This is a genomic window from Streptomyces sp. NPDC058671 (genome assembly GCF_042716475.1).
Classification (GTDB): domain Bacteria; phylum Actinomycetota; class Actinomycetes; order Streptomycetales; family Streptomycetaceae; genus Streptomyces.
On sequence record NZ_JBHXSA010000015.1, the window covers coordinates 87,305 to 100,539 of the forward strand.

Sequence of the window (13,235 nt, forward strand, 5' to 3'; positions counted from 1 at the left end):
CCGCTCCCGCACCACGGGACGGCCGGACGTCGCGAGACGCCCGGCCGTCCCTCGTACGCGATCCTCCGCGTGAGGCCGTCAGAGGAAGGTCCGGCCCTCGCCCCGGTACGTCGGCACCGTCGCGGTGATCCGGTCGCCCTCGATCAGCCGAAGGCTGTCGAACCGCTCGCACAGCTCGCCGGCCTTCGCGTGCCGGAACCACACCTTGTCGCCGATCCGCAGATCGTCGGCCGGCGACCCGAGCAGCGGGGTCTGCACCTCGCCGGGGCCCTCCCGCGGGTCGTACCGCAGCCCCTCCGGCAGATACGGCACCGGCAGCCGGTCCCGGCCCGCCGCCCCGGACGCCGGATAACCGCCCCCGAGCACGGTCACCACCCCGACGCCCGGACGGCGGACGACGGGCTGCGCGAAGAGCGCGGCCGGCCGGCCGCTGAACGAGGTGTAGTTGTCGAAGAGACGCGGCACGAACAGCCCCGAACCCGCGGCGATCTCCGTCACCGCGTCCTCGACGGCCGTGTGCTGCACGCTCCCGGTCCCGCCGCCGTTCACGAACTCCAGCTCCGGCGCCACCGCCCGGACCGCCCGCACCACGGCCGCCCTGCGCTCCGCCAGCTCCCTGCGGGCCGCCGCCTGCATCAGCCGGATCGCCCGCGAGCGCAGCGGCCGGCCCGCGACCGCGTCCCCGACCCCCGCTACATGCCCCTCGTACGCCATGATCCCGACCAGCCGGAACCCGGGTCGCCGCGCCACCGACCGGGCCAGCTCCGCCAGCTGGGCGGGCTCCCGCAGCGGAGAGCGCCACGCACCGACCCGTATCCGCCCACCGAGCAGTTGCAGCGCCGTGTCCAGCTCCAGGCAGACCCGCACCTCCTCCGTCCCGCCCGCCCGCGCGGCGTCGATGAGGTCCAGCTGCGCCACGTCGTCGACCATCACGGTCACGGCGGCGGCCAGCTTCGGATCCCGCGCCAGCTCACCGAAGCCGGACCGGTCCGCCGACGGATACGCGAGCAGGACGTCCTCGAAGCCGGCGCGCGCCAGCCACAGCGACTCGTCGAGCGTGAACGACATGATCCCCGCGAAGCCCTCCCGCGCCAGCACCCGCTCCAGGAGCGCCCGGCACCGCACGGACTTGCTCGCCACCCGCACGGGCTTGCCCCCGGCCCGGCGCACGAGGTCCGCCGCGTTGGCGTCGAAGGCCTCCAGATCGACGACCGCCACGGGCGCGTCGAGATGTGCGGTGGCCCGGTCGTAACGGGCCCGGTCGGCGGCACGGGGAGTCATGGCCCGAGCTTGCCAGACGGGTTTACGGGTGGGTAGCCCCTGGGTTCCCGCGCCGGGGGGAACAGCCCGTAGAGTGACGGGCATTGTCGACACGAGCGGGGGGAACGGGGATGACCGGCGAGCAGCGCCCCCGTACGCCCTCGCGCATCACGGACGCCCTCCTCCCGACGGAGACCACCACCCGTCTCCGCGCGATCCGCCCGAACGAACCGCGCACGGAGCCCGCACAGCCGAACACCGCCCCGGAGCCCGAGCGCGCGGACGCCGCGCACACGGGGGCGGGGGCGGGGACGGACGCGTCGGCGCGCCGAGCGACCGGGACCGAGACGCCGACGCGCCCGGCACACGGGGTCGCACGTCGGACGACCACGGGCGAGCCCCCGATACCGACGGCGCCCACCGCCGGGCCCGCGGGCCCGGCCGGTCGGGGGACGACCCCCGGAACTCCCGCGCCCTCGGGGCCGGCACGCCCCGCGTCGAGCCCGGGGACTTCGGCCACCACGGCGCCGGCACGCCCCGCGTGGAGCCCCGTCATCCCGTCCCCGTCGTCGCCGGCAAGCGCGTCCGCCGCCTCCGGGGCCGCCTCCGGGTACGCCCCCGCCCCGCCTCCGTACCCCGCGTCGCCCCTCACCCCGTACGGCCGCACCACCCCGTACGGCCCCTACGGTCACCACGCCCCGTCCCCCGAGGCTCCCGGTGAGACCACCACCCGGCTCCGGCCCGTACGGGAGCGGCGTACCGGGCGGGGGATCCTCGTCGCGGTCTGTGCCGTGCTCGGGGCCGGGCTCATCGGCGGCTCCCTCGTCGGCGTGTGGCTGGCCGCCGCCGAACCGGGGAAGCCGGCCGAACCCGCCGGGTACACCGAGGCCATGGACCTCTGGCACAACGCCCCGGTCGACACCCTCTTCCCCCGCACCCTGGCCGGACCGGGCGCCGGACCCGGCGCCGCCGCGCGCACCTGGACCCGGATCGTCGTCGCCCCGGACGCCGCCTGCTCACCCGCCGTCCTCGCCAAGGGCCTGCTCACCGCCCTCCGCCCGCTCGGCTGCGAGCGCGTCCTGCGCGCCACGTACACGGACGCCACCGCGAGCAGCGTCATCACCGTCGGCCTCGTCTTCACCCGAGCCGACGCGCACACGCAGCGCACCCTCGCCGAGGGCGGCGGCCTCACCCCCCGCCTGGGCGCGGACATCCCGCCGGCGCTCTCCGGCCACGGCACCGTCGCCGCCCGCTTCGGCGCCGCCCAGCGCGCCAGCTGGTGGCTGAACGCCCCCGCCGACCTGCCCGTCGTCGTCACGGCCGTCTCCGGCTTCGCCGACGGCCGGGCCGTCGACGGCCCGCAGCCCGCCGACCGGGCCATGGCCGCCGGCCGTACCGACGCCACGGCGCAGTCCGGCCTCGGCCACGAGGCCAAGGGCATCACGGCGCGCTTCGTAGGGCTGCTGCGCACGACGGTCGCCTCGGCCGCGAAGGAGAAGAACGCCCGGTGACGCGCCCCACCCGCCCCACCCGCACCACCGTGGCCGTCCTGCTCGCCGCCGCCTTCGCCGTCCTGCCCGCCACCACCACGCCCGCGTACGCCGACACCATCCGGGCCCGCCAATGGGGCCTCGACGCGCTCCACACCACGGAGGCCTGGCGCACCACCGAGGGCGAGGGCGTCACGGTCGCCGTCCTCGACACCGGCGTCGACGCCGAACACCCGGACCTGGAGGGTTCCGTACTCCCGGGACGCGACCTCATCGGCTTCGGCGCGTCCCGGGGCGACCGCGCCTGGGCCCGGCACGGCACCGCCATGGCCGGCATCATCGCCGGGCACGGCCACGGACACGACGGCGGGGACGGCGTCCTCGGCATCGCGCCCGACGCGAGGATCCTCCCCGTGCGGGTCATCCTCGAAGGCACCGACAAGGCCCGCGACAAGGCCCGCAAGACCCGGGGCACGGCCCTCGCGGAAGGCATCCGCTGGGCCGCCGACCACGGCGCCGACGTCATCAACCTCTCCCTCGGCGACGACTCCAAGTCCGCCCACCCCGACGCGGGCGAGGACGCCGCCGTCCAGTACGCGCTCGCGAAGGGCGTCTCCGTCGTCGCCTCCGCGGGCAACGGGGGCGAGAAGGGCGACCACATCTCGTACCCCGCCGCGTACCCCGGGGTCATCGCGGTCACCGCCGTGGACCGCTACGGCACCCACGCCTCCTTCTCCACCCGTCGCTGGTACGCCACCGTCAGCGCCCCCGGCGTCGACATCGCCATCGCCGACCCCGACCGCCGCTACTACGAGGGCTGGGGCACCAGCGCCGCCGCCGCGTTCGCCTCCGGAGCCGTCGCCCTCGTCCGCGCCGCCCACCCCGACCTCACCCCGGCCCAGGTCAAACAGCTGCTCATCGACACCGCCCGCAACCGGCCCAAGGGCGGCCGCAGCGACGCCAAGGGATACGGAACGGTCGACCCGGCCGCCGCGATCGAGGCCGGAGCCCGGATCGCGGGCGGCGACCCCAAGAACGCCAGCAGCGGCTACCGGGGCCGGTACTTCGGCCCCGGCCCCCTCCCCCCGGCCGAGGACAGCCGCCCCGTCGGCCTGCTCGCCCCCCTCGCGGGCGGGCTCGGCGTCCTGCTGCTCCTGACCGCCGTCGTCCTCCACCGCGCCCACCGGACCCCCTAGGGGATCCGGAAGCTCCTGGGCTCGGGCGGACGGCGCTGCTTCCCGGTGAGGCCCCAGGGGGTGTCCGGCCGGCCGGGCACGACGGTTAGGCTCGGTGCGTGGCGCTCAAGAACATCCCGGACCCCGGTTTCTCCGACGACGACGGCACCGCCGACCCGCGACTCGCCGCGGCCCTCGCGGCCTGGGCGGAGGACAGAACCGCCCACGGCCCGGTCCTCGACGCGCTGCGGACCGCCCGGCTGCTCGTCCCCGTCGTCGCCGTCCTCGGCGAGGTCGAGACCGACGAGAACGGCCTGCGCCGCGAGAAGACCAGCGACATGGCGGTCCCCACCCTCACGGCCGGGGACCGGCGGGCCCTGCCCGCCTTCACCTCGATCGCCTCCCTCGCCCTGTGGGACCCGGAGGCCCGGCCCGTCGCCGTCCCGCTCCACCAGGCGCTCCAGGCCGCCGCGCACGAGAGGGCGGACACGGTCGTCCTGGACCTCGCCGGCCCCGTGCCGTACCAGCTGACCGGCCCCGCCCTGCTCGCCCTCGCCGAGGGCCGCACCAGCGCGAACCCGCTCGACGACCCCGCCGTACGGGACGCGGTACGGGCCGCCGTGGCCGCCGAGCCCGCGGTGCTCCGCGCCCACCTGGGCCCCGGCGCCGCCGACGGCACCCTCGCCCTGGTCCTCGCGTCGGACACCCCTCCGGCGGAGGCCGCTCAGCGCGTGGCCCGGGCCCTCGCCGCCGACGAGACACTGAGGGCCCGCCTGGTGCGGGGCCTCGACCTGGCACTCCTGCCGGCCTCGGCCACGCCTCCGGGCGAGCCCTTCTACGTCAAGCGGTGAAACGGTGAGCGGTACGGGGCAGGGAGGCCCCGCCGCTCCAGCCGTACCCGGCCGTCCTAGCCGTACACCGGCCCGGTGTACTTCTCGCCCGGACCCTGGCCCGGCTCGTCGGGGACGAGGGAGGCCTCACGGAAGGCGAGCTGGAGGGACTTCAGGCCGTCCCGCAGAGGAGCCGCGTGGAAGGACGAGACCTCCGTCGCGCCGGCGTCGAGCAGTCCCGCCAGCGCGTGCACCAGCTTGCGGGCCTCGTCGAGGTCCTTGTACTTGTCGCCCTCCTCGGTGAGCCCGAGCTTCACCGCGGCGGCGCTCATCAGGTTGACGGCGACGGTCACGATCACCTCGACCGCGGGGACCTCCGCGATGTCGCGGGTCATGGCGTCGAAGTCGGGGGCGTCGGGGGAGTCCACGGACTCGTTCTGGGGCGTCTCGCTCATGCCTCATACGATAGGCCGGTCCCTGGTTCGCGGAGACCGCCGGGTCCTGCTAACCTTGTGTAACGACCGGCCGGACACCTGTGTGCCCGGCCCACAAGTGGAGGCTCCGATCTCCCACCTGACCACCCTCGCGGGTGGCGGGTCACCGGTCAGGTGGCGCCCATCGTTCCGTACGGACGATGGAGCCGCCCGATGTGCGCCCCGCGGTTGACCGCGGCGGTGCTCCGGTATTCCCATGGAGCCCCGCCTGTGTCCCGTCCGGGGCGTTTTTCATGCGCCGGTCCGGTTGGTCTCACAGAAACAGACGTTGCGCGTCCGTCCGCCAGGCGGTCGTGTAGTGCTACCTAGGAGGATCCATCAGCGCCGAGCCCCGCATCAACGACAGGATTCGCGTTCCCGAGGTGCGACTTGTCGGACCCAGCGGCGAGCAGGTCGGGATTGTTCCGCTTGCCAAGGCCCTGGAGCTCGCACAGGAGTACGACCTCGACCTGGTCGAGGTCGCGGCGACCGCCCGTCCGCCCGTGTGCAAGCTCATGGACTACGGGAAGTTCAAGTACGAGTCGGCCATGAAGGCCCGTGAGGCGCGCAAGAACCAGGCGCACACGGTCATCAAGGAGATGAAGCTCCGGCCGAAGATCGACCCGCACGACTACGACACCAAAAAGGGTCACGTCGTCCGGTTCCTCAAGCAGGGCGACAAGGTCAAGATCACGATCATGTTCCGTGGTCGTGAGCAGTCCCGCCCCGAGCTGGGATTCCGGCTGCTGCAGCGGCTGGCGTCGGACGTCGAGGAGCTTGGCTTCATCGAGTCCAACCCGAAGCAGGACGGCCGGAACATGATCATGGTTCTGGGCCCGCACAAGAAGAAGACCGAGGCCATGGCCGAGGCGCGTGAGGCCCAGGCCGCACGCAAGGCCGAGCGCCAGGGCGGCACCGCCGAGGAGACGTCCGAGGTTTCGGCCCCCGAGGCCGAGACTCCGGTCGCCGAGGCTCCGGCCGACGCTCCGGCCGAGACCCCCGAGGCGTGACCTAGGGGCTGCCATCCAGGCAGCCCCGGGCCCCGCCCGGACCCACCAGACGAAGACTGACGCTCCCGGATGTCCGGTGCCCGCACCGGGGGGAGCGCCACTGACGAGGAGATACGGCGCGATGCCGAAGAACAAGACGCACTCCGGTGCCAAGAAGCGCTTCAAGGTCACCGGCACCGGCAAGATCCTGCGCGAGCGCGCCGGCAAGCGCCACCTGCTCGAGCACAAGTCGTCCAAGCTGACGCGTCGCCTCACCGGCAACGCGGAGATGGCCCCGGGCGACGCGGCCAAGATCAAGAAGATGCTGGGCATCTGATCTGATCACCCGCCCCCGGCGACGGGGGCTACCGGCCAGGTCCGGGACCCATTCGTTTTTCGGGTCGTGTGAGTTCCCACCACGACCCCGCTACAAGGAGTCAACAAGTGGCACGCGTCAAGCGGGCAGTCAACGCCCACAAGAAGCGCCGGGCGATCCTCGAGGCGGCCTCCGGCTACCGCGGTCAGCGTTCGCGCCTGTACCGCAAGGCCAAGGAGCAGGTCACCCACTCGCTGGTCTACAACTACAACGACCGCAAGAAGCGCAAGGGCGACTTCCGCCGTCTGTGGATCCAGCGCATCAACGCCGCTGCCCGCCAGAACGGCATGACGTACAACCGCCTCATCCAGGGTCTGAACGCCGCCAACATCGAGGTGGACCGCAAGATCCTCGCCGAGCTGGCCGTCAACGACGCCAACGCGTTCGCCGCGCTGGTCGAGGTCGCGCAGAAGGCTCTGCCGTCCGACGTCAACGCCCCGAAGGCCGCCGCCTGATCTTCCAGGCCGCAGTACCTCCGCCCGGACCCGCACGCGCCCTCGCGCCTGCGGGTCCGGGTGCGTCAACCCCCGGAACACCGGACCGCGTCGCACCCCGATCCCGTAGTCCCCGGCATCGAAGAGAGAACCGCCGCACCTCATGGTCATCCCCGAGCTGATCTCCCCGCGTTCGCCGCGCGTCGTCGCCGCCCGGCGGCTCGCCAAGCGCAACTTCCGGGGCAAGGACCGCCTCTTCATCGCCGAGGGCCCGCAGGCCGTCCGCGAGGCCGTCGAGCACCGCGGCTCCACCGGGGAGCCGACGCTCGTCGAGCTCTTCACCACCGTCGAGGCCGCCGAGCGGTACGCACCGATCATCGAGGCCGCCCTCGCCGCCGGTGCCCGCGTCCACCACGCCTCCGACGCCGTGCTCGCCGAGGTCTCCCAGACCGTCACCCCGCAGGGGCTCGTCGGCGTCTGCCGGTTCCTCGACTCGCCGTTCGAGGACATCGTCGCCGCCCGGCCCAGGCTGGTCGCCGTCCTCGCCCACGTACGCGACCCCGGGAACGCCGGCACCGTGCTGCGCTGCGCCGACGCGGCGGGCGCCGACGCGGTCGTCCTCACCGACGCCTCCGTCGACCTCTACAACCCCAAGTCCGTACGCGCCTCCGTCGGCTCCCTGTTCCACCTGCCGGTCGCCGTCGGCGTCCCCGTCGAGCAGGCGGTCGCGGGACTGAAGGGCGCGGGCGTACGGATCCTCGCCGCCGACGGGGCGGGTCAGGACGACCTGGACGCCGAGCTGGACGCCGGCACCATGGGCGGGCCCACCGCCTGGATCTTCGGCAACGAGGCCTGGGGGCTGCCCGAGGAGACCCGGGCCCTCGCCGACGCCGTCGTCCGCGTCCCCATCCACGGCAAGGCCGAGAGCCTCAACCTCGCCACGGCCGCCGCGGTCTGCCTGTACGCCTCCGCCCGCGCGCAGCGCCCCCGAACCTCCTCCTGAAGGGCCGTTCCGCCCTCCCCGCCCAGTAGAGTGACGCACTCGGGGGGCCCACTGCGCTACACGGAGGGGTGGGGAACGGGGATGACGGTCGGTACGGACAGTCCCGCAGAGGCACGGAGCACCACAGCGCACGCCCCGGGACCGCCGGACGCCGCGACGACCGCCGGGCCGCCGCTAGGCGCTCCCGGGGACGGGGCCGAGGGATTCGCCGGGATCCACCCCGACGACCTGCCCGACGGCCTCGTCGTCGCCGACGAGACCGGCCGGGTCGTCTCCTTCAACGCCGCCGCGGGCCGTATCACCGCCGTCCCCGGCGACCGCGCCCTCGGCCTGCCCCTCGACGAGGCGCTGCCCCTCGAAGACCTCAAGGGACGCCGCTGGTGGACCCTGACCGATCCGTACGGCGGACTCGCCATCCGCCGCGGCCAGCCCGAGCGCAACCTGCTGCTGCCCGGGGGCCGCGAGGTCCTCGTCTCCGCCCGGTACGTCCGCGAGTACCCCACGGGGCCGGTCCGCCGGGTCGTGGTGTCCCTGCGCGGCACCGAGGCACGCCGCCGCACCGAGCGCAGCCACGCCGAGCTGATCGCCACCGTCGCCCACGAACTGCGCTCCCCGCTCACCTCCGTCAAGGGCTTCACCGCGACCCTCCTCGCCAAGTGGGAGCGGTTCAACGACGAGCAGAAGCGGCTGATGCTGGAGACCGTCGACGCCGACGCCGGCCGGATCAAGCGGCTCATCGCCGAACTCCTCGACATCTCCCGGATCGACTCGGGACGACTGGAGGTGCGCCGCCAGCCCGTCGACATCGCCGCCGCCGTCGGCCGCCACGTCCAGGTCCACACCACCGCCGGACAGTCCCCGGACCGTTTCTTCGTACGGATCAGGCCGGGGCTGCCCGCGCTCTGGGCGGACCCCGACAAGATCGACCAGATCCTCGGGAACCTCCTCGAAAACGCGGTGCGCCACGGGGACGGAACCGTCACCATCGAGGTGGCACCCGCCAGGACCGGCGACGACGGAGAAGAGGGGACGGAGGTCACCGTGAGCGACGAGGGCCCCGGTATCCCCGAGGAGTCGATGAGCCGCGTCTTCACCCGCTTCTGGCGGGGCAGCAAACGCGGCGGCACCGGACTCGGCCTCTACATCGTCAAGGGCGTGGTCGAGGCCCACGGCGGCACCATCACCGTCGGAAGGGGCCCCCGAGGCGGGGCCGAGTTCCGATTTATCCTGCCCGTCGGCACCCCGGCCCATCTCATCTGACGAGACCAGACGAGATCAGGAGCCGCCCGGCCTGCCCACGGGCTCATTCGCGTCCCCCCACCCCGTTAGACTCGTCCTTTGGCACGTTTGCGCCCTTGACGTCGAGCGGGGCCGCCCAGCCAGCCAACGGAAGCACGGGAAGAGATGTCCGCACCCAATAAGTCGTACGACCCGGTTGAGGTCGAGGCACTGAAACCGGAAGAGATCGAGCGCATGCGGGACGAGGCGCTCGCCGCCTTCGCCGCCGCGGGCGACCTCGACGCGCTCGCACAGGCGAAGACCGCGCACACCGGTGGCACCTCGCCGCTGGCGCTCGCCAACCGGGAGATCGGCGCCCTGCCCCCGCAGGCCAAGGCCGCCGCCGGAAAGCTCGTGGGCCAGGCCCGCGGCGTCGTCTCCAAGGCGCTCGCCGCCCGCCAGACCGAGCTGGAGGCCGACCGTGACGCCCGCGTCCTCGTCGAGGAGGCCGTCGACGTCACCCTGCCGTACGACCGTGTCCCGGCCGGCGCCCGTCACCCGCTGACCACGCTCATGGAGCGCGTCTCCGACGTCTTCGTCTCCATGGGGTACGAGGTCGCCGAAGGCCCCGAGGTCGAGGCGGAATGGTTCAACTTCGACGCCCTCAACTTCGTCCCGGACCACCCGGCGCGCCAGATGCAGGACACCTTCTTCGTCCAGGGGACCACCGCCGAGGGAACGGTCACCACCGGCGACGAGTCCGGTGTCGTGCTCCGTACGCACACCTCGCCGGTCCAGGCCCGCACCCTCATCGACCGGGAGCCCCCGGTCTACGTGGTGTGCCCCGGCCGCGTCTACCGCACCGACGAGCTCGACGCCACGCACACCCCGGTCTTCCACCAGATCGAGCTGCTCGCGGTCGACGAGGGCCTGACCATGGCCGACCTCAAGGGCACCCTCGACCACATGGTCCAGGCGCTCTTCGGCCCGGACATGAAGACCCGGCTCCGCCCGAACTTCTTCCCCTTCACCGAGCCGTCCGCCGAGATGGACATGCTCTGCTACGTCTGCCGCGGCGAGTCCGTGGGCAACCCGGACCGCCCCTGCCGCACCTGCGGCAGCGAGGGCTGGATCGAGCTGGGCGGCTGCGGCATGGTCAACCCGAAGGTGCTCGTCGCCTGCGGTGTGGACCCGGAGAAGTACAGCGGATTCGCCTTCGGGTTCGGCATCGAGCGGATGCTGATGTTCCGCCACAACGTCGACGACATGCGAGACATGGTCGAGGGTGACGTCCGGTTCACCCGGCCGTTCGGGATGGAGATCTGATGCGGGTCCCGCTTTCTTGGCTGCGGGAGTACGTCGACCTGCCGGCGACGGAGACCGGCCGGGACGTCCAGGCCAAGCTCGTCGCGGCAGGCCTCGAGGTCGAGACCGTGGAGCAGCTCGGCGCCGGCCTGACCGGCCCGCTGGTGGTCGGCAAGGTCCTCACCATCGAGGAGCTGACGGAGTTCAAGAAGCCCATCCGCTTCTGCACCGTCGACGTCGGCCGCGCCAACGGCACCGGCGAGCCCCAGGAGATCATCTGCGGCGCCCGGAACTTCGCCGCGGGCGACAAGGTCGTCGTGGCCCTGCCCGGCGCCGTGCTCCCCGGTGACTTCCGGATCGCCGAGCGCACCACGTACGGCCGGGTCTCCCGGGGCATGATCTGCTCCGGCGACGAGCTCGGCATGGGCGACGACGGTACGCACGGCATCATCGTGCTGCCGCCGGAGCACGAGGTCGGCACCGACGCGACGGTCCTCCTGGAGCTGTTCGACGAGGTCCTCGACATCGCCGTCACCCCGGACCGCGGCTACTGCCTCTCGATGCGCGGTGTCGCCCGCGAGGCGGCCACCGCCTACGGTCTGCCGCTGCGCGACCCGGCGCTGCTCGACGTGCCCGCGCCGAACTCGTACGGCTACCCGGTCCAGATCACCGACCCCATCGGCTGCGACCGCTTCACCGCGCGCACCGTCGTCGGCCTGGCCCCCGAGGCCCGCTCGCCGATCTGGCTCCAGCGGCGCCTGCAGAAGGCCGGCATGCGGCCCATCTCGCTGGCCGTCGACGTCACCAACTACGTGATGCTGGAGCTCGGCCAGCCGCTGCACGCCTACGACCGCAGCCGGCTCGACGGCCCCATCGGGGTCCGCCGTGCCGACGCCGGGGAGAAGATCACCACCCTCGACGGCACCGTCCGCGTCCTGGACGCCGCGGACCTGGTCATCACCGACAGCCGCGGCCCGATCGGCATCGCGGGCGTCATGGGCGGTGCCGACACGGAGATCGCCGACCCGGTGACCGACCCGCAGACCGGTCTCGTCACCGGCACCTCCGAGGTCGTCATCGAGGCCGCGCACTTCGACGCGATCTCGATCGCCCGCACGGCCCGCCGCCACAAGCTGTCCTCCGAGGCGTCCAAGCGCTTCGAGCGCGGCGTCGACCCGCAGGCCGCCGCCGCGGCGGCGCAGCGCACCGTCGATCTGCTCGTGCTGCTCGCGGGCGGCACGGCCGAGGCCGGCGTCACCGAGGTCAGCGCCCCGTCCGCGCCGCGCACGATCACCCTGCCGGCGAACCACCCGGACAAGGTCGCGGGCGTCGACTACGGCCGTGAGACCGTCGTGCGCCGCCTCCAGGAGGTCGGCTGCGACGTCTACGGCCAGGACGACCTCGTCGTCACCGTTCCCTCGTGGCGCCCCGACCTCGCCGAGCCGAACGACCTCGCCGAAGAGGTCATCCGCCTGGAGGGCTACGAGAACCTGCCCTCCACGCTGCCGAAGCCCCCGGCCGGCCGCGGGCTCACCGAGCGCCAGCGCGTCCACCGCCGGGTGGGCCGCGCCCTCGCCGGCGCCGGCTACGTCGAGGCGCTGAGCTACCCGTTCATCGGCGAGCAGGCCCTCGACCACCTCGGTCTCGACGCGGACGACGCCCGTCGCCGCCTCGTGAAGCTGGTCAACCCGCTCTCGGACGAGGAGCCCGCGCTCCGTACGACGCTGCTCCCCGGCCTGCTGGGCGCGCTCCGTCGCAACGACAGCCGTGGCGCTCACGACCTGGCGCTCTTCGAGACCGGTCTGGTCTTCCGGCCCGAGGACCGGCGCGGTGTCGCCGTCCGGCTGCCCGTCGACCGGCGTCCCAGCGCCGAGGAGATCGCCGAGGTCAACGCCGCGCTGCCCGCGCAGCCGCGCCGCGCCGCCGTCGTCCTCGCCGGTGCGCGCGAGCAGGCCGGCTGGTGGGGCAGGGGCCGTCCGTCCGACTGGGCGGACGCGGTCGAGGCCGGCCGGACCGTGGCCGCGGAGGCGGGGGTCGAGCTGATCGTCAGCGCCGACCAGCACGCCCCGTGGCACCCGGGCCGCTGCGCCGCGTTCCACGTCGAGGTGGACGGGGAGAAGGTCCTCGTCGGCCACGCGGGTGAACTCCACCCGCGCGTGGTGAAGGCGTTCGGTCTGCCGGCGCGCAGCTGCGCCATGGAGATCGACCTGGACCTCCTGGAGAAGGCGAACGAGGGCCCGCTCAGGGCCCCCCGGATCTCCTCCTTCCCGGTTGCCACCCAGGACGTCGCCCTGGTCGTCGCCCACGACGTCCCGGCCGCCGACGTGCAGGCCGCCCTCACCGAGGGCGCGGGCGAACTCCTCGAGTCCGTCCGGCTGTTCGACGTCTACACCGGCGACCAGCTCGACGAGGGGACCAAGTCCCTGGCGTACGCCCTGAGGTTCCGCGCCCCGGACCGCACCCTCACGGTCGACGAGGCCACCGCGGCCCGCGACGCGGCCGTGGCCCTCGCCTCCGAGCGCACGGGAGCCACCCTGCGCGGCGCCTGACACACGGGCACCACACCAGGAGGGCCGCCCCCGGGGGTGCCCCCGGGGGGCCCGCCCGCCGTGACGGACCCCCCCGGGGGGGCGGGGCCCCACCACCCGGGCGCGGGGGGGCGTCGAGGCGGCGGGCGGCGGG

12 protein-coding genes are annotated in these 13,235 nt (G+C 73.8%); 10 read left to right on the plus strand and 2 right to left on the minus strand.

The genetic code is table 11. From position 1 onward, the window contains the following. Positions 1 to 78: 78 nt before the first annotated feature. Positions 79 to 1,281 (minus strand): amino acid deaminase/aldolase, encoded by a 1,203-nt coding sequence (locus ACFWV2_RS19985; protein ID WP_384406322.1) that lies wholly within the window; start codon positions 1,279 to 1,281, stop codon positions 79 to 81. Positions 1,282 to 1,391: 110 nt separating this feature from the next. Between ACFWV2_RS19985 and ACFWV2_RS19990 the strand changes: the two genes are divergently transcribed. The 3 genes from ACFWV2_RS19990 to ACFWV2_RS20000 all read left to right on the plus strand — a co-directional run bounded on the left by ACFWV2_RS19990 (position 1,392) and on the right by ACFWV2_RS20000 (position 4,776). Further along, positions 1,392 to 2,771 carry a hypothetical protein gene (locus ACFWV2_RS19990; protein ID WP_384406323.1) on the plus strand — a complete coding sequence of 460 codons (1,380 nt, stop codon included), beginning with the start codon at positions 1,392 to 1,394 and terminating at the stop codon, positions 2,769 to 2,771. Further along, positions 2,768 to 3,946 (plus strand): type VII secretion-associated serine protease mycosin, encoded by a 1,179-nt coding sequence (mycP, locus tag ACFWV2_RS19995; protein ID WP_384406324.1) that lies wholly within the window; start codon positions 2,768 to 2,770, stop codon positions 3,944 to 3,946. The genes ACFWV2_RS19990 and mycP overlap by 4 nt, the downstream gene beginning before the upstream one ends. Before the next feature lie 98 nt (positions 3,947 to 4,044). Continuing rightward, positions 4,045 to 4,776, plus strand: a complete 732-nt coding sequence (locus ACFWV2_RS20000; RefSeq protein ID WP_384406325.1) for an SseB family protein — start codon at positions 4,045 to 4,047, stop codon at positions 4,774 to 4,776. Between the two features lie 56 nt (positions 4,777 to 4,832). Here ACFWV2_RS20000 and ACFWV2_RS20005 read toward each other — a convergent pair whose 3' ends face one another. After that, positions 4,833 to 5,210 (minus strand): DUF1844 domain-containing protein, encoded by a 378-nt coding sequence (locus tag ACFWV2_RS20005; RefSeq protein WP_360792446.1) that lies wholly within the window; start codon positions 5,208 to 5,210, stop codon positions 4,833 to 4,835. A gap of 356 nt (positions 5,211 to 5,566) precedes the next feature. Between ACFWV2_RS20005 and infC the strand changes: the two genes are divergently transcribed. The 7 genes from infC (at position 5,567) to pheT (ending at position 13,102) form a co-directional block, all read left to right on the plus strand. Continuing rightward, entirely contained in the window at positions 5,567 to 6,238 is a 672-nt protein-coding gene (infC, locus tag ACFWV2_RS20010; protein ID WP_384406408.1) for a translation initiation factor IF-3, read from the plus strand. Between the two features lie 121 nt (positions 6,239 to 6,359). Next, the gene (gene rpmI, locus ACFWV2_RS20015; RefSeq protein ID WP_030316087.1) at positions 6,360 to 6,554 is read left to right on the plus strand and encodes a 50S ribosomal protein L35; all 195 of its coding nucleotides are present in this window, start codon (positions 6,360 to 6,362) and stop codon (positions 6,552 to 6,554) included. A gap of 107 nt (positions 6,555 to 6,661) precedes the next feature. Beyond that, on the plus strand, positions 6,662 to 7,048 hold the full coding sequence (gene rplT / locus ACFWV2_RS20020) for a 50S ribosomal protein L20 (RefSeq protein ID WP_351164937.1): 387 nt from the start codon (positions 6,662 to 6,664) through the stop codon (positions 7,046 to 7,048). A gap of 142 nt (positions 7,049 to 7,190) precedes the next feature. Continuing rightward, complete coding sequence (locus ACFWV2_RS20025; RefSeq protein WP_384406326.1) at positions 7,191 to 8,030, plus strand: TrmH family RNA methyltransferase; 840 nt, start codon at positions 7,191 to 7,193, stop codon at positions 8,028 to 8,030. Positions 8,031 to 8,111: 81 nt separating this feature from the next. Next, positions 8,112 to 9,290, plus strand: a complete 1,179-nt coding sequence (locus ACFWV2_RS20030) for an ATP-binding protein (protein ID WP_384406327.1) — start codon at positions 8,112 to 8,114, stop codon at positions 9,288 to 9,290. A 144-nt stretch (positions 9,291 to 9,434) separates the two neighbouring features. Next, positions 9,435 to 10,574: a phenylalanine--tRNA ligase subunit alpha gene (pheS, locus tag ACFWV2_RS20035; RefSeq protein ID WP_384406328.1), complete on the plus strand. Its 1,140-nt coding sequence runs from the start codon at positions 9,435 to 9,437 to the stop codon at positions 10,572 to 10,574. Further along, positions 10,574 to 13,102, plus strand: coding sequence for a phenylalanine--tRNA ligase subunit beta (gene pheT, locus ACFWV2_RS20040; RefSeq protein ID WP_384406329.1), 2,529 nt, complete (start codon positions 10,574 to 10,576; stop codon positions 13,100 to 13,102). Before pheS ends, pheT begins: the two co-directional genes overlap by 1 nt. The last annotated feature ends 133 nt before the right edge of the window (positions 13,103 to 13,235 follow it).